Annotated in this window: 19 protein-coding genes and 1 tRNA gene; 15 read left to right on the top strand and 5 right to left on the bottom strand. The window is 46.8% G+C overall.

Going from position 1 to position 19,267, the window contains the following annotated elements; all coding sequences use genetic code 11:
- Positions 1-5: 5 nt before the first annotated feature.
- Both ICN47_RS03960 and queF read left to right on the top strand, forming a co-directional pair.
- Positions 6-917, top strand: a complete 912-nt coding sequence (locus ICN47_RS03960) for a 5'-nucleotidase (protein ID WP_216218578.1) — start codon at positions 6-8, stop codon at positions 915-917.
- Between the two features lie 5 nt (positions 918-922).
- Positions 923-1,750 carry an NADPH-dependent 7-cyano-7-deazaguanine reductase QueF gene (gene queF / locus ICN47_RS03955; protein WP_216218576.1) on the top strand — a complete coding sequence of 276 codons (828 nt, stop codon included), beginning with the start codon at positions 923-925 and terminating at the stop codon, positions 1,748-1,750.
- A gap of 51 nt (positions 1,751-1,801) precedes the next feature.
- Here the strand turns inward: queF and ssb are convergent, their stop codons facing one another.
- Together ssb and ICN47_RS03945 are read right to left on the bottom strand one after the other, a co-directional pair.
- On the bottom strand, positions 1,802-2,257 hold the full coding sequence (gene ssb, locus ICN47_RS03950) for a single-stranded DNA-binding protein (RefSeq protein WP_216218575.1): 456 nt from the start codon (positions 2,255-2,257) through the stop codon (positions 1,802-1,804).
- Positions 2,258-2,337: 80 nt separating this feature from the next.
- Positions 2,338-3,522 carry an MFS transporter gene (locus ICN47_RS03945; RefSeq protein WP_216218574.1) on the bottom strand — a complete coding sequence of 395 codons (1,185 nt, stop codon included), beginning with the start codon at positions 3,520-3,522 and terminating at the stop codon, positions 2,338-2,340.
- Positions 3,523-3,559: 37 nt separating this feature from the next.
- Here ICN47_RS03945 and uvrA point away from each other — a divergent pair, with 37 nt between their 5' ends.
- Positions 3,560-6,448 (top strand): excinuclease ABC subunit UvrA, encoded by a 2,889-nt coding sequence (gene uvrA, locus ICN47_RS03940; protein WP_216218573.1) that lies wholly within the window; start codon positions 3,560-3,562, stop codon positions 6,446-6,448.
- A 30-nt stretch (positions 6,449-6,478) separates the two neighbouring features.
- On the opposite strand, the gene ICN47_RS03935 is transcribed toward uvrA, so the two are convergent.
- Entirely contained in the window at positions 6,479-8,461 is a 1,983-nt protein-coding gene (locus ICN47_RS03935) for a monovalent cation:proton antiporter family protein (protein ID WP_216218572.1), read from the bottom strand.
- 11 nt (positions 8,462-8,472) lie between these two features.
- On the opposite strand from ICN47_RS03935, the gene ICN47_RS03930 reads away from it, so the two are divergent.
- The 9 genes from ICN47_RS03930 to rapZ all read left to right on the top strand — a co-directional run bounded on the left by ICN47_RS03930 (position 8,473) and on the right by rapZ (position 14,880).
- Complete coding sequence (locus ICN47_RS03930) at positions 8,473-9,465, top strand: SIS domain-containing protein (RefSeq protein WP_216218571.1); 993 nt, start codon at positions 8,473-8,475, stop codon at positions 9,463-9,465.
- A 3-nt stretch (positions 9,466-9,468) separates the two neighbouring features.
- Complete coding sequence (locus ICN47_RS03925) at positions 9,469-10,041, top strand: HAD family hydrolase (protein ID WP_216218569.1); 573 nt, start codon at positions 9,469-9,471, stop codon at positions 10,039-10,041.
- A gap of 3 nt (positions 10,042-10,044) precedes the next feature.
- Positions 10,045-10,686, top strand: a complete 642-nt coding sequence (gene lptC, locus ICN47_RS03920) for an LPS export ABC transporter periplasmic protein LptC (protein WP_216218568.1) — start codon at positions 10,045-10,047, stop codon at positions 10,684-10,686.
- 1 nt (position 10,687) lies between these two features.
- Positions 10,688-11,236, top strand: coding sequence for an LptA/OstA family protein (locus ICN47_RS03915; protein ID WP_216218567.1), 549 nt, complete (start codon positions 10,688-10,690; stop codon positions 11,234-11,236).
- Positions 11,233-12,000 carry an LPS export ABC transporter ATP-binding protein gene (gene lptB, locus ICN47_RS03910; protein WP_216218566.1) on the top strand — a complete coding sequence of 256 codons (768 nt, stop codon included), beginning with the start codon at positions 11,233-11,235 and terminating at the stop codon, positions 11,998-12,000. Before ICN47_RS03915 ends, lptB begins: the two co-directional genes overlap by 4 nt.
- A gap of 182 nt (positions 12,001-12,182) precedes the next feature.
- Positions 12,183-12,506, top strand: coding sequence for a ribosome hibernation-promoting factor, HPF/YfiA family (hpf, locus tag ICN47_RS03905; protein ID WP_216218565.1), 324 nt, complete (start codon positions 12,183-12,185; stop codon positions 12,504-12,506).
- A 35-nt stretch (positions 12,507-12,541) separates the two neighbouring features.
- Positions 12,542-13,003 carry a PTS sugar transporter subunit IIA gene (locus ICN47_RS03900; RefSeq protein WP_216218564.1) on the top strand — a complete coding sequence of 154 codons (462 nt, stop codon included), beginning with the start codon at positions 12,542-12,544 and terminating at the stop codon, positions 13,001-13,003.
- Positions 13,000-13,986: an HPr(Ser) kinase/phosphatase gene (gene hprK, locus ICN47_RS03895; RefSeq protein WP_216218563.1), complete on the top strand. Its 987-nt coding sequence runs from the start codon at positions 13,000-13,002 to the stop codon at positions 13,984-13,986. The genes ICN47_RS03900 and hprK overlap by 4 nt, the downstream gene beginning before the upstream one ends.
- 3 nt (positions 13,987-13,989) lie before the next feature.
- Positions 13,990-14,880 carry an RNase adapter RapZ gene (gene rapZ, locus ICN47_RS03890; protein WP_216218562.1) on the top strand — a complete coding sequence of 297 codons (891 nt, stop codon included), beginning with the start codon at positions 13,990-13,992 and terminating at the stop codon, positions 14,878-14,880.
- Here the strand turns inward: rapZ and mutY are convergent.
- On the bottom strand, positions 14,825-15,967 hold the full coding sequence (mutY, locus tag ICN47_RS03885; RefSeq protein ID WP_216218560.1) for an A/G-specific adenine glycosylase: 1,143 nt from the start codon (positions 15,965-15,967) through the stop codon (positions 14,825-14,827). The two genes, rapZ and mutY, sit on opposite strands and share 56 nt — an antisense overlap.
- A complete protein-coding gene (gene mutM / locus ICN47_RS03880) occupies positions 15,952-16,788 on the bottom strand; it encodes a bifunctional DNA-formamidopyrimidine glycosylase/DNA-(apurinic or apyrimidinic site) lyase (protein WP_216218559.1) in 837 nt (278 codons plus the stop codon). Before mutM ends, mutY begins: the two co-directional genes overlap by 16 nt.
- Before the next feature lie 35 nt (positions 16,789-16,823).
- On the opposite strand from mutM, the gene ICN47_RS03875 reads away from it, so the two are divergent.
- The 3 genes from ICN47_RS03875 (at position 16,824) to ICN47_RS03865 (ending at position 19,264) form a co-directional block, all read left to right on the top strand.
- A complete protein-coding gene (locus tag ICN47_RS03875) occupies positions 16,824-18,305 on the top strand; it encodes an outer membrane lipoprotein LolB (RefSeq protein WP_216218558.1) in 1,482 nt (493 codons plus the stop codon).
- Positions 18,298-19,182, top strand: a complete 885-nt coding sequence (gene ispE / locus ICN47_RS03870) for a 4-(cytidine 5'-diphospho)-2-C-methyl-D-erythritol kinase (protein ID WP_216218557.1) — start codon at positions 18,298-18,300, stop codon at positions 19,180-19,182. The genes ICN47_RS03875 and ispE overlap by 8 nt, the downstream gene beginning before the upstream one ends.
- A gap of 5 nt (positions 19,183-19,187) precedes the next feature.
- Positions 19,188-19,264, top strand: a tRNA-Gln gene (locus tag ICN47_RS03865).
- The last annotated feature ends 3 nt before the right edge of the window (positions 19,265-19,267 follow it).

Here is a 19,267-nt window from a genome sequence, read left to right as displayed (position 1 = left end):
CTGAGATGTCTTACACACTGACCGGAAAACTTGTTGTTGCGATTTCTTCGCGCGCGCTCTTTGATTTTGAAGAAGAGAATCACATCTTTGAATCTGCAGATGACAGCGCCTATATGAAGCTCCAGCTTGAACGTCTTGGTGAGGCGGCGCAAAAAGGCGTTGCATTTCCACTCGTCAAGAAACTTCTTGCCTTTAATGAAGAAGGTGAGCAACGTGTTGAAGTAGTGATTCTCTCGCGTAATGATCCAGTCAGTGGTTTGCGAGTATTCCGCTCAGCAGAGCATCATGGCCTGCATCTTGAGCGCGGTGTATTTACGCGTGGTCGTCCCCCTTATCACTACTTGCGATCTTTGCATGCCAATCTCTTTTTATCGGCAAACGAAGATGATGTTAGAGCCACAATCGATGCAGGCTTTCCAGCAGCGCGCGTCTTCCCAGAATCGAGCAAAACAGCGGAATCTCACCCCAATGAAATCCGCATCGCCTTTGACGGAGACGCAGTACTGTTCTCGGATGAAGCCGAACAAGTGTTTCAGAAAAAAGGGCTTGAAGCTTTTGTAGATCACGAGAGCAAAAAGGTTGATATTCCTTTGCCTCCAGGCCCCTTTAAGCCATTACTAGAAGCCCTTCACAGACTGCAGCGTTCCACTAGTGAGAATGGCATGCGCATTCGTACGGCCTTAGTAACTGCCCGCTCTGCGCCGGCACACGAGCGCGCGATCCGTACCCTGATGGCATGGGGCATCGATGTCGATGAGGCAATGTTCTTAGGCGGTTTATCCAAAAGTGAATTCCTCCGCGAATTTGAGCCTGACTTTTTCTTTGATGATCAAACCGGTCACTGCCAGTCGGCTGCCTCTGTGGCGCCCACCGGTCATGTTGTTTCCGGAGTCTCGAATCAACCTAAATCCAAATAGCACCTATGGCAACACTTCCTCTTGGTCAAGCTACGCAATACCCAGATCAATATGATCCTAGCCTGCTGTTTCAAATACCGCGCTCAGAGAACCGCCTCAAGCTAAACATCAAGGAAGGTCAAGCCTTGCCCTTTGTTGGCGTAGACATTTGGAATGCATTTGAATTAAGTTGGTTAAATCTCAAAGGTAAACCTCAAATTGGATTAGCTGAGTTTCAAATTCCTGCAGACTCACCAAACATGATCGAGTCTAAATCTTTTAAGCTTTATCTCAACAGCTTAAATAACGCGCGCTTCGAAGATGAGAACGCAGTACGCGAACAACTAATTACCGATTTATCAGCTGCCGCTGGTAGCAAAATCACGACCCGCATCAGTGCAACTGAACCGATTGCTAAAAAAGGCATACAAGAAATGGGCGGCGTTCTTTTAGATCGTCTTGATATTGAGATTGATCCACACACCCCAGCGGATCCTGCTTTACTTGGCGTCAATGAAGACTTTGGCCCCATTGAGCAATGCTTGGTATCGCACCTACTGAAGTCCAACTGTCCTGTCACCGGTCAACCAGACTGGGCAAGTGTGCAAATCCGCTATCAGGGGCGCCCGATATTAGAAGAGGGATTGCTGCGCTATTTAATTGGTTTTAGACAATTGGGTGAATTTCACGAACATTGTGTTGAAACAATTTTTTGCGACATTAAGCGTGAATGCAAGCCAGATAAATTATCGGTCTATGCTCGTTACACCAGGCGCGGTGGATTGGATATCAATCCTTTCCGCACCGATCACAATGCTCCATGGCCGGAGAATACCCGCCACGCCCGCCAATAAAAAACCCCTTGTAGGAAATCCTAGAAGGGGTTTTTGCTATTGCGGTATTACTTAAAACGGAATGTCGTCATCCATTGCGCCGAGTGAGGCAGCATTTGATGCTGCTGGTGCTGACTGCTCAGAGGGCTTTGAACGACTATAGCTTTCGCCACCATCGCCCCCGCCACCTACTGGCTTACCACCAAGCATTTGCATTGTTTCTGCAACGATCTCAGTGGAATACTTTTCTTGACCACTAGCGTCAGTCCATTTACGTGTACGTAAACGACCTTCAACATACACTTGTGAACCTTTTTTGAGGTACTGACCAGCGATTTCTGCAAGCTTGCCAAAGAATGCAACGCGGTGCCATTCTGTGGTTTCTTTCATTTCGCCAGTTTGCTTATCTTTGTAGCGATCTGATGTTGCTACTGAAATATTCGTAACTGCGTCGCCGCTTGGCATATAACGTGTTTCTGGATCACGTCCTACATTACCTACGATGATGACCTTATTTACCGAAGCCATGTTGTCTCCCGAAGAAAAAATACTGCTGTTATTACCGCTAAAAATTAAAACTCACTTGAATTAAAACCATGAAGCTAGGGTTATGTCTTTGTGGCTGCATCCTTTGATTCTGTTGCTCTCGTTGGCATTTCACCCATCGACCAAGCAATTATAAGCCAGCAAACTAAGAGCACTGCGCCCATGGCAAAGACCGATAAATCGCCATGGCTATCCATCAAATACCCCCCAATGACAGCCCCTGAGAACAGGCCAATCGATTGAGTGGTGTTGTAAACACCTAATGCAGTACCTTTTGATTCTTTAGCAAAACGAGACACCAAAGAGGGCTGCAAAGCTTCGAGCAGGTTAAATCCTACAAAATAAACGAGTAAGGCCATTGCAATCGTCATGACTGAATTGGCTTGTGTAAAGATTAGCTCTGCAATAAATAGCAACACAATCGCAACTAACAAAATTGTTCTTAACTTTTGTTTCTTTTCACCGTAAATAATTGCGGGCGCCATGAACACAAAAGAAAGCAGCACTACAGGTAGATAAATTTCCCAATGGGAAGAAAGCGGCAAGCCAGCTTGCACCAATAATCGTGGCACTACTAAGAACATGGCTACTTGAGTTGCATGCAATACAAATACACCCAAGTTCAAACGCATCAACTCGTGACGCAAGAAAACTTCTTTCAAAGAGGCTTGGTGTACTTTGGCTTCAGGCTTGGTTGTGGGCAAGACGTAGTAAGCAACAAACATGGCGATCACACCCAAAATCGCCAAGACGATGAAAATTCCGCTTAAGCCAATCACCCGATAGATCGGCGCAGCAATCACGAGAGATAAGGCAAAAGAAAGGGCAATACTGCCTCCAACCAAAGCCATCGCTCTGGTACGGACCTGCTCACGGGTCAAATCGGCAACCCAGGCAGAAATTGCCGCTGAGACTGCCCCCGCGCCCATAACCCCTCGGCCAATGGCAATCCAAAGGAGGTCATCTTTAGCTGCACAAATGAGTGCTCCAGCTATAAATAAGGAAAGACCCCATAAAACTACGGGCTTGCGGCCAATACGGTCTGAAAGACGCCCCAAGGGGATATAAAAACAGGCCTGAACAATATTAAAGATACCTAGGGTCAAACCAACCCAGAGTGCATGCTCACCACCAGGCAAGCCCCGTGCATGAATGCTAAAAACCGGCAAAAGCAAGAAAAGGCCCAGCATGCGGAGGCCAAAGATGCCTGCTAAGGCCAGAGTGGAGCGAAGTTCAGAAGGATTCATGGGAAAGAGCTATATTAACAAGTTACGCTAAAAAATCATGAATAACGAAATTAAGATCCGCGGTGCCCGCACCCACAACCTCAAAAATATCAATCTAGACATCCCTAGGGAGAAGCTGGTTGTCCTCACTGGCTTGTCTGGTTCAGGCAAAAGCTCCTTAGCGTTCGATACGCTATATGCGGAAGGTCAGCGCCGCTATGTGGAATCCCTTTCTGCCTATGCCCGCCAGTTTTTACAGTTAATGGAAAAGCCAGACGTTGATACGATCGAAGGTCTATCGCCTGCGATTTCGATTGAACAAAAAGCAACGAGTCATAATCCTCGCTCTACCGTTGGTACCGTTACTGAAATTCATGATTACTTACGCCTGCTATTCGCACGCGCTGGTACTCCGCATTGTCCAGATCACGATTTACCACTTGAAGCACAGAGCGTTTCTCAGATGGTTGATACCGTGCTCGCCATGCCAGAAGACACCAAGCTCATGATTCTTGCGCCAGTTGTCAGTGAGCGTAAAGGTGAGTTCGTCGACTTATTTCAAGACTTGCAAGCCCAAGGTTTTGTCCGCTTTAGAGTGCGCTCGGGTGGGGGCACCACCAATACTGCTAAAGCAGAAATTTTCGAAGTCAATCAGCTACCAACGCTGAAGAAAAACGACAAGCACTCTATCGAAGTGGTTGTAGACCGCATTAAAGTACGTCCTGATATTCAACAACGTCTTGCCGAATCTTTTGAAACAGCACTACGTCTTGCAGATGGCAAAGCCATGATCGTTGATATGGATACCGGCAAAGAGATGATTTTCTCCAGCAAATTTGCCTGTCCAGTTTGCTCGTATTCTTTACAAGAGTTAGAGCCCCGCCTCTTCTCGTTTAATAACCCGATGGGTGCCTGTCCTTCTTGCGATGGCTTGGGACATCAGTCTTTCTTTGACCCAAAACGCATCGTGGCTCACCCTGACTTATCGCTTGCATCCGGTGCCATTAAAGGCTGGGATCGCCGCAATCAGTTTTATTTCAAGCTTTTACAAACCCTTGCTAAGCATGGTGGCTTTGATGTAGAGAAGCCTTTTGAGACTCTGAACAAGAAACAGCAAGACCTGGTTTTATTAGGCTCTGGCGATGTCACCATTCCATTCGAATACATTAATGAGCGCGGTAAAAATAGTATTCGCGAGCATGCCTTCGAAGGCATTGTGGCAAACTTTGAAAGACGCTACCGCGAAACTGATTCGATGACGGTGCGTGAAGAATTGTCGCGCTATCAAAACGTACAGACCTGCCCAGAATGTAATGGCAGTCGTTTACGTAAAGAAGCGCGCTTTGTCAAAGTAGGCGAGAAGAAACAGTCTCGCGCCATTTATGAAATCAGCGCACTACCACTGAAAGAAGCAAAAGAGTATTTTGAAACCCTTGAACTCAAAGGTGCTAAACGAGAAATCGCCGACAAGATTGTGAAAGAAATTGGCGCACGTCTACGCTTTTTAAATGACGTTGGTTTAGATTACCTATCCTTAGAGCGCAGTGCTGACACCCTATCTGGTGGTGAAGCCCAGCGTATTCGCCTTGCTTCCCAAATTGGCTCAGGCTTAACAGGCGTGATGTATGTGCTTGATGAGCCCTCTATTGGCTTACATCAACGAGATAACGATCGCTTGATTGGAACCTTGAAGCATTTGCGTGACTTAGGTAATAGCGTTCTTGTTGTTGAGCATGATGAAGATATGATTCGCGCGTCTGACTGGGTAATCGATATTGGACCTGGCGCAGGTGTTCATGGTGGAGAGGTGGTTGCACAGGGTACCCCTGCTGAAGTTGAAGCAAATCCCAATTCACTGACTGGCGCCTATCTTTCTGGACGTGAAGCAATCGCTGTTCCTGAAAATCGCATTCCAGTAAATGATCGTTTCTTAGAAATCATCGGCGCACGTGGCAATAATTTGCAATCTGTTCACGCCAAGATTCCTGTTGGACTATTAACTTGCGTTACAGGCGTCTCCGGCTCCGGAAAATCTACCCTGATTAACGACACCTTGCATCATGCGGTTGCCCAACATCTCTATGGCTCCAATGCTGAGCCTGCTGCTCACGATGCCATGAAAGGCTTAGAGAATTTTGATAAGGTCATTAGCGTTGACCAGTCACCCATTGGCAGAACACCGCGCTCAAATCCAGCAACCTATACCGGCCTATTTACTCCGATACGCGAACTCTTTGCAGGCGTACCTGCTTCTCGCGAGCGCGGTTATGAAGCGGGCCGCTTCTCCTTTAACGTCAAAGGTGGACGCTGTGACTCCTGCGAAGGTGATGGGGTTCTCAAAGTAGAAATGCACTTCCTACCGGACGTCTATGTTCCTTGCGATGTTTGTCATGGCAAACGCTACAACCGTGAGACCTTGGATATTCGCTACAAAGGTAAAAATATTCATGAAGTGCTTTCGATGACCATCGAACAAGCGCATGAATTTTTTGAAGCTGTTCCGGTTGTTAAGCGCAAACTCAAAACCCTACTGGATGTCGGCTTAGGCTATGTCAAGCTAGGACAAAGCGCCACCACTCTATCCGGCGGTGAAGCACAGCGCGTTAAGCTCTCGCTCGAACTGTCCAAACGCGATACCGGTCGAACTTTGTACATCTTGGATGAACCCACAACCGGTTTGCACTTTCACGATATTCAGCTGCTACTTACAGTGATTCAAACCCTGAAGAAACAAGGCAATACCATCGTCATCATTGAGCACAATCTAGATGTGATTAAAACGGCGGACTGGATTATTGACCTGGGACCTAAGGGTGGCGCCGGTGGTGGGCAGATCATTGCTACAGGTACGCCTGAGGATGTTGCTAAGAATGAAGCAAGCTTTACTGGTCACTACTTAGCACCACTTCTAACTCGTAAAGCGCCGCCAGCTAAGAAGAAAAAGTAAGTCGCTATCAGTCTTTAAAGCCGTTAGATCTCAGAGTAATTTTGCTTCCGCTAAATCGGTTGCTTCAGAATTACCTGAGATCACCAAAATATCATTAGCCTGTAATTGCAGTTCTGGTGATAAAGGCAATTTCACATAGTCAGCGTTACGGCCCTTGCGCCTCACTGCTTGAACACTGACCCCTTCATTCTCTAAATCCAGCTCAGCCAGGGTTTTCCCAACTGCCTGGGATTTCGGAAGCAGGGTGACTGAATGCAATCTCCACGATTCATTAGAGCCAAAGTCATCATCCGCTGAACCGCGGAAGTAACCTCTCAATAAGCTATAGCGCTCTTCTCTAGCAGTCGTAATTCTTCTAACGACTTTACGCATTGGCACGCCCATGATCAGCAGCACATGAGATGCAATCATCAGACTGCCTTCAATTAACTCAGGGATGACTTCGGTGGCGCCAGCCGCTTGAAGCTTGCCGATATCTGCATCGTCACGGGTACGCACTAAGACTGTCATGCCTGGACGTAAATGCTCTACTTGCCTGAGTACACGCATGCTTGCTGCAGTATCTGCATATGTAATGACAACCGCTTTTGCTCTATTGAGTCCTACGGCATTTAAATAATTTTCGCGACTGGCATCGCCATAGACCACATTGTCGCCAGCAGCGGCGGCTTCTTTCACGCGATCTGGATCCAAGTCCAAAGCAATATAGGGAATCTTTTCTTGATCAAGCATGCGAGCCAAACTTTGGCCCGAGCGTCCAAATCCACAAATCACGACATGGTTTTCATTACGAACACTTTTCGCAGCGACGCGGGTGAGTGCCAGAGACTGTAATAACCATTCGTTACTCGAGAAGCGCATTGCTATACGATCGCTGTATTCAATCAAGAAAGGTGCGCAGAACATGGAGAGCAACATGGCTGCCAACACAGCTTGGCTCAGCGTGGGATCAATTAAATCTAAACCATCAATCTGATTGAGTAACACAAAACCGAATTCCCCCGCTTGCGCTAAACATAAGCCTGTACGGATTGATACGCCAAGACTTGAACCAAATGCGCGCGAAAGAATGGCGATCAGACCGAACTTGAAGATCAGAGGGCCAACCAACAATAACAAAACTAGAACCCACTGCTCACGAATCACATTGAAGTCGAGCAGCATTCCAATCGTGATAAAGAACAGGCCCAACAACACATCGCGGAAGGGTTTTACGTCCTCTTCAACTTGATGGCGATAAGGCGTCTCTGAAATCAACATGCCCGCCAAGAAAGCACCTAGAGCCAAAGACAATCCAAAATACTCAGTCAGGCCGGCCATGCCCAACACAATTAATAAGAGATTGAGCATGAACAACTCTTGCGAGCGTAACTTGGCAACCAATCTAAACCAGTGACTCATCAACGATTGGCCAATAAAGAAAATTAAGACCAATGCGACGGTGATTTTGATTGAAGCTGTCGTTAATGCAACAAATAGGTCGGCAGAATTTTTACCGAGGGATGGCAGCAAAATCAGTAAAAAGACTACGGCTAAGTCTTGGAATAGCAAAATACCCACGACATTGCGACCATGCTCAGCTTCCAACTCCGAGCGATCAGAAATGAGCTTTGTCACAATCGCTGTTGAGGACATTGCCAATGCACCACCTAGAGCAATCGCCGCATGCCAAGAGATCGGGTAAATCCAGTTCATCAATAGGCTTGCCGGCACTGCTAGCAGCATCGTCAGGATCACCTGACTACCGCCAAGACCAAATACGGTGGCCCGCATTGCCCGCAGCTTATGAAGATTAAATTCCAGGCCAATCGAGAACATCAGGAAAACCACCCCAAATTCCGCTAAATACTTCACGGTGGCGGTATCGCTGGCAAGGCCTAGGGCATTGGGCCCGATCAAGACGCCAATGGCTAGATAGCCCAAAATAGGGGGTAAGCCAAAATAGCGGAAAATAACCACTCCGGCCACACCTGAGGCCAAGAGAATGAGGGTTAACTGAAGGACTGACGGCATATACTTACTCGATGATAGCTAAGACTCGTGAACGAACCCTAAAGCTTGCGCGCGATACCCTCACTATTGAGGCTGCTGCACTGCAAACCATGCGCGATCGCCTAGAGGGCCCCAATGCTGATGCCCTCGTACTCGCCGTCGACCTCCTGCACGCTTGCAAAGGTCGCATTGTGGTCTCGGGTATTGGTAAGTCTGGTCATATTGCCCGCAAAATTGCAGCCACTTTTGCCTCCACTGGATCCCCAGCCTTTTTTGTACATCCTGCCGAAGCCAGCCACGGCGATTTAGGCATGGTGACTCGTGATGATGTTTTTGTTGCACTTTCGAATTCTGGTGAGACCGAAGAGTTGCTCACGATTGTTCCCATTGTTAAAAGAACTGGTGCCAAACTTATTGCACTGACTGGCGCTCCAGAATCTTCACTTGCTAAATTGGCTGATGCCCATCTGGACACTAGTGTCGAGAAAGAGGCTTGCCCATTAAATTTGGCGCCCACTACTAGCACCACTGCATCTTTAGCGATGGGTGATGCTTTAGCAGTCGCTTTATTAGATGCTAGAGGTTTTGAAGCAGAAGATTTCATTCGCTCGCATCCCGGCGGTCGCTTAGGACGCAAACAATTGATGCACGTTAGCGAAGTGATGCGCCCACTAGAAGAGACTCCAAAGATCTCCATCAACGCTTCATTGCAAGAAGCCTTACTAGAAATGACATCTAAGCGGATGGGTATGGTGATTACACTTGATGACGCCAATAAAGTGACTGGCATCTTTACCGATGGGGACTTACGTCGCCTACTTGAGAAAACAAGTAATCTTGCTGGCGTTACCATTAAAGATGCAACGACATCTAAGCCACGCACCATTCCACCAGAATTAATTGCTGAAGAAGCCATTGAGATGATGGAGACATACCGCATCAATCAATTAGTGGTGACTGATGCTGCAGGCATCCTCCTAGGTGCACTCAATCTTCATGACTTATTTGCAGCCAAAGTGATTTAATTCATGCCTAACGCTTTTACTACTCACATCACCAACCCTGCGACCCAATACCCTCAAGCCTGGGAACGGGCAGGCAATGTGAAGCTACTCGTTTTGGATGTTGATGGCGTCTTGACTAGCGGCCAAGTATTTATTGGCGCTGATGGTAAAGAATCTCTGAAAGCATTTGATATTCAAGATGGCTTGGGAATTAAATTATTAGAGCAATGCGGAATTCCAACAGCCATCATCACGGGGCGGAATTCCAAAATGATTTTGGCGCGCTGCGAAGAACTTGGAATTAAACAGGTTCATATGGGCGTAGAAAATAAAGCGATTGCACTGGATGAAGTTTTAAAAACCCTGGGACTAAGCGCTAAAGATTGTGCCGTTATGGGCGACGATTGGCCAGACCTTGCCATGATGAAGCATGCAGGCTTTCGAGTTTGTCCAGCGCAAGCCCATGAAGCGGTCAAAGAGTTTGCACACTATGTGACCTCTCATGCTGGTGGTAACGGTGCTGTACGCGAAACCTGCGACCTGATTCTCAAAGCACAAAATCGCTACGAAGAACTTCTGAACAAGGCTCGTCAGTAAGGAATGGCTTTAAATTCTCAACAAATTAAAGTAGGTGTTTTACGCGCATTGCTAGGCTTAACGCCTTTGCTCTTAATGGGCTTTTGGACACTCGTCACTTTTTATTTGGTTGAAAAAAACACCCCCCAAGAAAAATCTGCTGTAGAGCGTGTACGCCTTCATGAGCCTGACTACACCATTAAAGATGGCACACTCTCCGCACTCAATGAACTAGGCGGTACTAAATATCGCGTCCTCGGGAAAAAACTCACTCACTATGATGATGATGCTTCGATCGATATTTTGACGCCACGCATGCGCCTCTTTCAGACCGATAAAGCACCAGTCACCGTCAAAGCAGACACTGGGCATCTCGATGGCGATCTCACCATCATGGACTTATATGACAACGCTGAAATTTTTCGTCCAGCACAAGCAGCCACGGAAACTCAGCCTGCCAGCCTGAGAATGCTTGCCTCTTCCAGCTATTTCAAAGTCTTTATTAACGATGACATTATTGAAACGGATAGACCCGTTACCTTAGAGCAAGGGATGTCCATCATGAACTCCACTGCAGGAGGCACTTTCAATAATGTGGATCAAAGCATGAAGCTTTCTGGACAAGTCAAAGGTCGCATTGAGCGCGCTCCCAAGGGAGCTCAATAAGATGCTGAGACACTTAACCATCTTGGTGCTACTTTGGGCTTCTATTGCCAACATAGCTTATGCCGAAAAAGCAGATCAAGATAAACCCATCATTCTTGAGGCAGAAAAAGTTTCTGGTAACGACACGTCTCAAGTCTACGATCTGAATGGTGAGGTCTTGTTAATTAAAGGCAGCATCATCGTCACAGGTGACGATGGCCATATCCAAATTGATCCAGAGGGTTATGAATTCATAGACGTTAAAGGAACTCCTGAAGCGGTTGCCACCTTTAGGCAACGACGCGAAGGAATCGCCAATGAGTTCATGCAAGGAATTGGAGCACATGCTACCTATAATGCGAAAACAGAAATTCTGACACTCACGGGTGACGCTAGCCTCAAGCGCCTACTCAATATGCAAATGCTCGACAAATTGTATGGCTGGAAAATTGAGTACGATGATGTAAAGCAGTACTATCGAGTTTTCCCCCCAAAAGATGCAAAACCAGATGATCTGCCCATGGCGAGAGCAGTCATTACACCAAGACGAAAAGCCCTAGTAAAGAAATGACAGCGGATTTAGCCCAAACAAACAATCCCCCCACCCTTTCTGCGCACCATCTGCAAAAACGCTATGGTTCGAGAACTGTGGTTCGCGACGTATCCGTACAAGTTCGTTGTGGCGAAGTAGTCGGATTGCTTGGTCCTAACGGTGCAGGCAAAACAACTTCCTTCTACATGATTGTTGGATTGGTGCCATTGGATGGCGGCAATATTGTCTTGGATGGCGCTGACATTACCCACCTCCCTATTCATGAGCGTGCACGAATGGGTTTGTCCTACCTTCCTCAAGAAGCCTCTGTATTTCGCAAACTCAATGTTGCAGAAAATATTCAGGCTGTACTTGAGCTTCAAGTACAAGGCGGCAAACCCTTAAGCAAGGCTGATATTGCCAAGCGCCTCGATGAGCTCTTGGGCGAACTACAAATTAGCCACTTACGTGACAACCCCGCCCTTTCCTTATCAGGTGGCGAGCGTCGACGCGTGGAGATCGCGAGAGCACTAGCCTCTTCCCCAAAATTTATTTTGTTAGATGAGCCCTTTGCCGGTGTTGACCCTATTGCGGTTGGGGAAATTCAGCGGATTGTGCGCTTCCTCAGGGACCGTCAAATTGGCGTCCTCATTACTGACCATAACGTTCGAGAAACCCTGGGTATCTGTGACCACGCTTACATCATCAGCGAAGGAAGCGTACTGGCAGAAGGCAAACCTGATCAAATTATTCAGAATGACGCCGTACGCCGAGTCTACCTAGGCGAAAACTTCCGAATGTAAGCTGGGCAAGTGTCCCAGCCCTTTATGCAATAAAAATTGGTTTCCCTCTTGGTTTTCAGCAAATTCGCTGATACGCTGGAGGTTCATGAATTTCCTTTCCAAAGAAACAACCTATCAATTTCAGGGGCTTGCTGCGCACCCCCGGCATGAGCATGCGCACGCGTACATAAAAGGAGTTGCTGATGAATCTGAAAATTAACAGCCGTCACGTAGAAGTTACGCCAGCTATGCGAACCCACCTTGAGGCGGGCTTGGCCAAAATTCGCAAGCACTTTGATCATGTGATTGATGCATCAGCCTTTCTTGTTGTGGATAACGCGAAAGAAAAGGATTTGCGTCAAAGTGCTGAGATCACACTTCACCTAAAAGGTAAGGAACTGTTCGCTGAAGCACATAACGCTGATCTGTACCATGCAATGGACTCAGTAGTGGACAAACTCGAACGTCAAGTGGTGAAGCACAAAGAAAAAATCCAAGATCACCATCACGAAAAGCATTTTGAGTAAGGTCTTGCGTCAGGACACCTATAATCATTTGACATATGAATGCCCTGACTAATCTTTTTACCCCCGACTGCATTGCATTAGATAGTCCCGCCAATAACAGGACTGATGTATTTGCAGCCGCGGGGGCATTATTTTCCAAGCAAGTTGGAATCGATTCAAGCGCAGTAGTGGAGTTTCTCAATGCGCGTGAAGATTTAGGATCGACTGCACTAGGCGCTGGTGTTGCTATTCCCCACGGGCGCGTAAAAGGCCTTAAACAACCGATTGCAGCCTTCATGCGATTGCAAACCCCAATTGAATTTGCTGCACCGGATGGTGAACCCGTCTCTATTTTGATTTTTCTGTTGGTGCCCGAAAAAGCCACCCAACAACATCTGGAAATTTTGTCCTCAATAGCGCAACTATTATCAGATGCAGATGCTCGCAAACTCCTTTCATCTGAAAATAACTTAAGCAAAGTCTGTGAGTTGCTCCAACAATGGGGCTTGCCAAAATGACTCAGCCTTTACTCTTAGATGGAGTAACTGCCCAGCAGATTTTTGATGACAATGTTTCTGATCTCAAACTGTCCTGGATTGGTGGTTTAGAAGGTGCTGAACGCACATTTCCGCCCGAAGCAGTCAAGGCTGCAGCCGCCAGTTCAGACTTAGTAGGTCACTTAAATCTGATTCACCCCAGTCGCATTCAGATTTTTGGTGAGCAAGAGGTTAACTATCATGCGGCGCTCGAACCAAAACTAAAGCAAGATCAAATCTCCAGCTTAATTTCGAAGACGCCACCATGCGTCATCGTTGCCGATGGCAAATCAGCAGATCCTGATTTACAACTCTTTTGCCAACGCTCCTCCACGCCGCTGTTCACTACGAATATTTCTGCGGCCGAGGTCATTGACCATCTACGTATTTACTTAACCAAAATTGGCGCGCCCCAAATCACAATGCACGGTGTGTTTATGGACATCCTTGGATTGGGTGTTTTGCTCACCGGTGAATCTGGTTTGGGTAAAAGTGAATTGGGTTTGGAATTAATTTCTCGCGGCCATGGATTGGTTGCGGATGATGCTGTTGACTTTGCCCGCTTAGGCTCTGACTACATAGAAGGTCGTTGCCCAGTGATCTTGCGGAACTTACTCGAAGTACGCGGTCTAGGCCTCCTCGATATCCGCACCATCTTTGGTGAAACTGCTGTCCGTCGCAAACTCAAATTACGTCTCATTGTTCAGTTGGTTCGCAGAACCGATGGTGAATTTGAGAGGTTGCCCTTAGAGGCGCAACACATTGATGTCTTGGGTGTGCCGATTCGCACCGTCAAAATTCAGGTAGCTGCCGGTCGAAACTTAGCTGTACTAGTTGAAGCAGCGGTACGCAATACGATTTTGCAATTGCGCGGCATTGATACCTTAAAAGAATTTATTGAACGTCAGCGCGTTCAAATGAACGCTGAAGCTGATTCCACCAAGTCACAAGGTCGTTTGCTTTAAACCATGCAAATCAATCTGATTACCGGAATCTCAGGCTCAGGTAAATCAGTAGCCTTGAGGGCTTTCGAAGATGCTGGTTACGATTGCGTAGACAATCTGCCTGTTTCCTTGTTAGAAAGTCTCATCAGCACCCTCGAAAAAGAAAAATGTGAGCGGGTTGCTGTAGCCATTGATGCTCGCCGCGGTCAGTCGATTGAGAATCTGCCTTCGATTCTAGAAAACCTGCGCCGTAATCATCAAGTCCGGGTCGTTTTCTTAAATGCAGATACCAATACCTTAGTGCAACGTTTTTCGGAGACACGGCGTCGCCATCCCTTATCTACTCACGCCAAACAATCTCAGTCAGCGACTTTAATTGAAGCGATTAATAGCGAGCGTCAGCTACTTGAGCCGTTGCGCGCACAAGCGCACAGTATTGATACCAGCAACATCCCCGCTCACGCATTACGCTCTTGGATTCAGGACCTTCTCAAAGATAAGCCAGTTGGCCTAACAGTTATTTTTGAATCATTTGGATTCAAAAAGGGAGTTCCGAGCGAAGCTGATTTAGTGTTTGATGTGCGCTGTCTACCGAATCCTCACTATGACAAAGTCTTACGTCCACTTACTGGCAACGACAAGCCCGTAAAAGAATTCTTAGAAAAAATTCCAGAAGTCGTCAGTATGGAAAGTGACATCACGCTCTTCATTGAAAAATGGTTGCCGCACTATATTGCGGACGGGCGTAGTTACTTAACCGTCGCCATCGGGTGCACTGGAGGACAGCACCGCTCTGTCTATTTGGTCAATCGCATCAGCGAGCATTTCCGAGCACAAAAAGATCTTGCAGCGCTCCAGCTTAATTTTTTAGATCGTCACCGCGAGTTAGACTCAATTTCTGCAAAAGCACTTTGATCGGTTGCGGCAGGCCGTACTTGCCTAATTGACGAAGCGGCACCCATTTTAGGTCTGATCCTGAAAATTCATGCGGCTTGGATAAATTGATTTCCCAGATCTGCATCCACAAACGACGATGAGTAAAGACATGTTTAATTTGCTCACCCTGAATCATTTTTTGGGACGTCTTTAATAGGGTCGTAGTCTTTTCATCAGGTAATGCCGCTGCTAGCAAATCTTTTGCATTGATATCAGAATGCTTGGTCGATGCCCTCGACTCCCAAGGCCCTTCTGGTAATGACCAGAGTCCACCCCAGATGGCTTTACTAGGACGTTTTTGTAACAAAATATGGTTGGCACTTCTCATGAGCACCATATCGCAATTGAACTCGGGTGATTTTGCTTTCACCACTTTTTGTGGATATAAAAGTACTTGACCACTCAAGTTGGCTTGGCAATCTTTCAGATAAGGGCACTTCTTCTCGCCACTCACGCAGACAGGCTTACGTGAAGTGCACCAGGTGGCACCAAAGTCCATGAGGGCTTGGGTATATACCGGCATATTTTTTGGCTCTGCTGGGAGCAAATCAACAGCCAATTGCCAGAGACGATCGTTCACTACTTTATCTTGCAATGCTCCCTCTACCGCAAACAGGCGCGCAAGAATGCGTTTGACATTAGCATCCAAGATTGGTGCCCGCGCATGAAAAGCAAAAGCAGCAATCGCGCCTGCTGTAGAGCGCCCTATTCCTTTAAGCTGCTCAAGCAATAGTGGATCACTCGGAAATTTCCCAGAAAATTGATCGACCACTTGTTGTGCACAAGCATGCAAATTTCTAGCGCGTGAGTAGTAACCGAGGCCAGCCCATTCCGCCAATACTTCATCTATATAAGCAGCTGCTAACTTTTTCACTGTCGGAAAACGCTTCATAAACCGTGGATAACGTTCTAGCACGGTAGCCACTTGTGTTTGCTGCAACATAATTTCTGAAACCCATACTGCATAAGGGTCGCGGGTACCTTGCCATGGCAAGCCAGAGCGCCCGCTTTGCTTGTGCCAAGCAATTAAGGTTTTAGAAAAATGCTGGATTAACGCTTTTGACATTGCGGGCAGAAATAAGTAGAGCGCTGTCCCTGCACAATTTGCTTAATGGGTATTTTGCAAATCTTACAAGGTTGATCTTTACGATCGTAGACTTTGGTTTGCACCATGAAGTGGCCAGGATCCCCATCGCTATTTACAAAATCTTTCAAACTACTACCGCCAGCAGCAATCGCTTTTTTCAATATCAGTCGGACTGCATTGGCTAGGCGAGTACATTGAGGCCGAGTCAACTTACCCGCCGCTTTTGCCGGATGAATGCCCGCTTCAAACAAACTTTCAGAGCAATAAATATTACCGACACCTACAACGGCTTGACCTGCCAATAAAAATTGTTTGACGGCAATACTGCGTCCACGGGAATGTTGATACAGAATATTAGCGCCGAGCTCGCCCGCAAAATCGGGAGAGAATGGCTCCGCGCCCAATTTGAGTAATAAAGAATTTTTCTCAATCGGACCTTTTGTTTTGGGATGCCACAAAACAGCGCCAAACTTCCGTGGATCATGCAAACGTAAGCTCAACTTGCCAAATTCAAATGTGACCCGATCATGTAGTTTTAGGGGCTCTGAGCTAGGCAATACCCGCAAAGTACCCGTCATCCCTAGATGCAAGAGCAAATATCCCAGATCTAACTCCACTAAAAGGTATTTACCTCTACGCTCAATTGAATGAACTTGTTGACCTTGCAAGATCTTGGGCAAGTTGCGCGGCACTGGCCAGCGTAAGCGCCCATCAATCACTTTGACAGCCGTAATCTTGCATCCTAGCAAGTGGGGCGCAATTCCTAATCTGGTGACTTCTACTTCTGGGAGTTCTGGCATAAATGAATTGTAGATTCGCGGATTAGAATGTGCTTATGAGTAAATTGAGATTTAAGTCACTTTTACAAGGTTTACTGCTTGCGGCACTGGCTGGCGGAGTAAGTCTTCCTGCGAGCGCTCAAACGGACGGATTGCAGTCTGGGGAAGCTATTTTTGAGGTACTTGCCTCTGAGATTGCCTTACAACGAGGTGAAGCAGGCTTAGCTTTCAGTACCTATCTAGAAATGGCTCGTCAGTATCAGGACCCTCGCCTTGCCCAAAGAGCTATGGAAATTGCGATTGCTGCAGGCTCACCGAATTTAGCGCTTCAAGCTGCCCAATCGTGGGATAGCCTGGTACCCGCTTCTGACACAAAACCCAAAGAGGTTTTAATTACTTTATTAATCTTGAGCGACCGCTGGTCAGATGCCGTCAAACCAGCAATCAACTTATTAAAACTTCAAACGCCTGCTCAGCAAGAAAATACCCTCATGCAATTGCAGGCCTTGCTTGCTAAATCCAAAGATGAAACCGGTGCACTGACTGCTTTTTATGAAATCGCGTCTACTGTAAAAATTTCACCTAAAGACATTAACCTGCTTTACACCTATGCAATGGCGGCAGAAAAAATAGGTCGCTTAGATGTGATGGAAAAGACCTTGCGTGAAGTATTGCGTAAAAATCCTAACGATGTAAATGCACTTAATGCCTTAGGGTATTCATTAGCAGATCGCAATCTCAAATTGCCCGAAGCATTTGTACTCATCAGTAAAGCACATCAACTCTCTCCTAAAGATAGCTTCATCTTAGATAGCTTGGGTTGGGTGAACTTTCGCATGGGTAAGAATGCACTTGCTTTAGAACAACTTCAGCAGGCCTACAACACAAAACCAGAGGCAGATATAGCTGCGCATTTGGGCGAGGTATTGTGGGTGATGAATCAACCAAACCAAGCTGAAGAAATTTGGCGTCAAGGTCAAAAGCTAGACGCCAATAATCCCACCCTTAAAGAAACCTTAAAACGCTTGAAGCCCAATTGGTCAGTAGCAGAGCAGGGCGCTAAGGGCACTTGGGATGGCCGCTTTGCCGTAAAAGTGACTGGGCTGACAAACACGCAGAATCAAGGAGGATCTGGTGGATTTACTCTGACACAGGATGAACTGAAAGACATCTTAGAGATTCGCAATCCTGTTGGTGGCTCGATTGCCAAGATTACGATCACTCCTGGAGAAGCTAGCCTCGAACGTGATGGCCAAGTAGTCACTGCAATCGATGCAGATTCACTGGTTCAAAATACCTTAGGACTTCCGCTACCAGCGCGTGGACTATCCGATTGGTTACGTGGACAAATTCGTCCAGGAAGCAATGCAAGCGTTGAAAGAAATGCCAAAGGTCAGGTCAGCAAAATTGATCAAGACGGTTGGAATTTAGTGTATAGCTGGGATGACTCTAATCGTCTCGAAAAACTCATCATGACTCGCAGCTCTAATGTGGGCTCGATCGATATTCGTTTAGTGTTTGATCGCCCCAATGAGTAAGTTGCTGCAAAAAAATGTAGTACTGCGTTCGCCTGCAAAACTGAATCTTTTTCTGCATATTGTGGGGCGCAGAGCTGACGGCTACCACTTGCTGCAATCTGTTTTTCAATTGATCGATTGGTGTGACACCCTCTCCCTCAAAGTCATTCCAGAAAATGAAGTGCGTCGTATTAATCCAATTCCTGGAGTTCCTCCAGAACAAGATTTAGTTGTCCGCGCAGCAAAGCTACTGAAAGATTTTTGTAAAGTGGAGTCCGGTGTTGAAATTGGCCTCACAAAAGAAATTCCGATGGGTGCCGGCTTAGGTGGCGGCTCATCTGATGCTGCTACAACTTTGATTGGCTTAAATGCGCTGTGGGATCTGAAATTGGATGAGCAGACCTTGAACATGCTGGGATTAAAACTGGGGGCTGACGTGCCCTTCTTTATTTTTGGCAAAAATGCCTTTGTTGAGGGCATCGGGGAGCAAATTCAAGAAATTTCCCTGGAAACCCAAGACTTTTTGGTGATTTTTCCAAATCAGGGTATCCCGACCGTCAGCATTTTTCAGGACCCTGAATTGACCCGAGACCACGCTCCGATTACAATTGATGGCTTTCTTGCATCACCACAGTTGAATCAATCCAATGATTGTCAGGCGGTTGCGATGCGGATATGCCCTGAAGTGAAGCAAGCTTTGGATTGGATTAGTCAGGCAGTACCGGGCTCAGCGCCCAGAATGTCTGGCTCTGGAAGTAGCGTTTTTGCCGTCTTAGACCCTAAGACCGATCACGCAAAACTCCAAAATCTTTTGCAAAATCTTCCCAAGGGGTGGGTAGGTAGGATTGTTCGGGGGTTAAATAAAAATCCCGCTTACAATTTGATTTCTTCAGAATGACCTGTAGGGGAATCGCCAAGCTGGTTAAGGCACTGGATTTTGATTCCAGCATGCGAAGGTTCGAATCCTTCTTCCCCTGCCAAAT

Origin of the sequence: Polynucleobacter sp. AP-Latsch-80-C2 (genome assembly GCF_018882185.1) — a bacterium.
Classification (GTDB): Bacteria; Pseudomonadota; Gammaproteobacteria; order Burkholderiales; family Burkholderiaceae; genus Polynucleobacter.
This window is presented reverse-complemented; position numbering and strand designations above follow the sequence as displayed.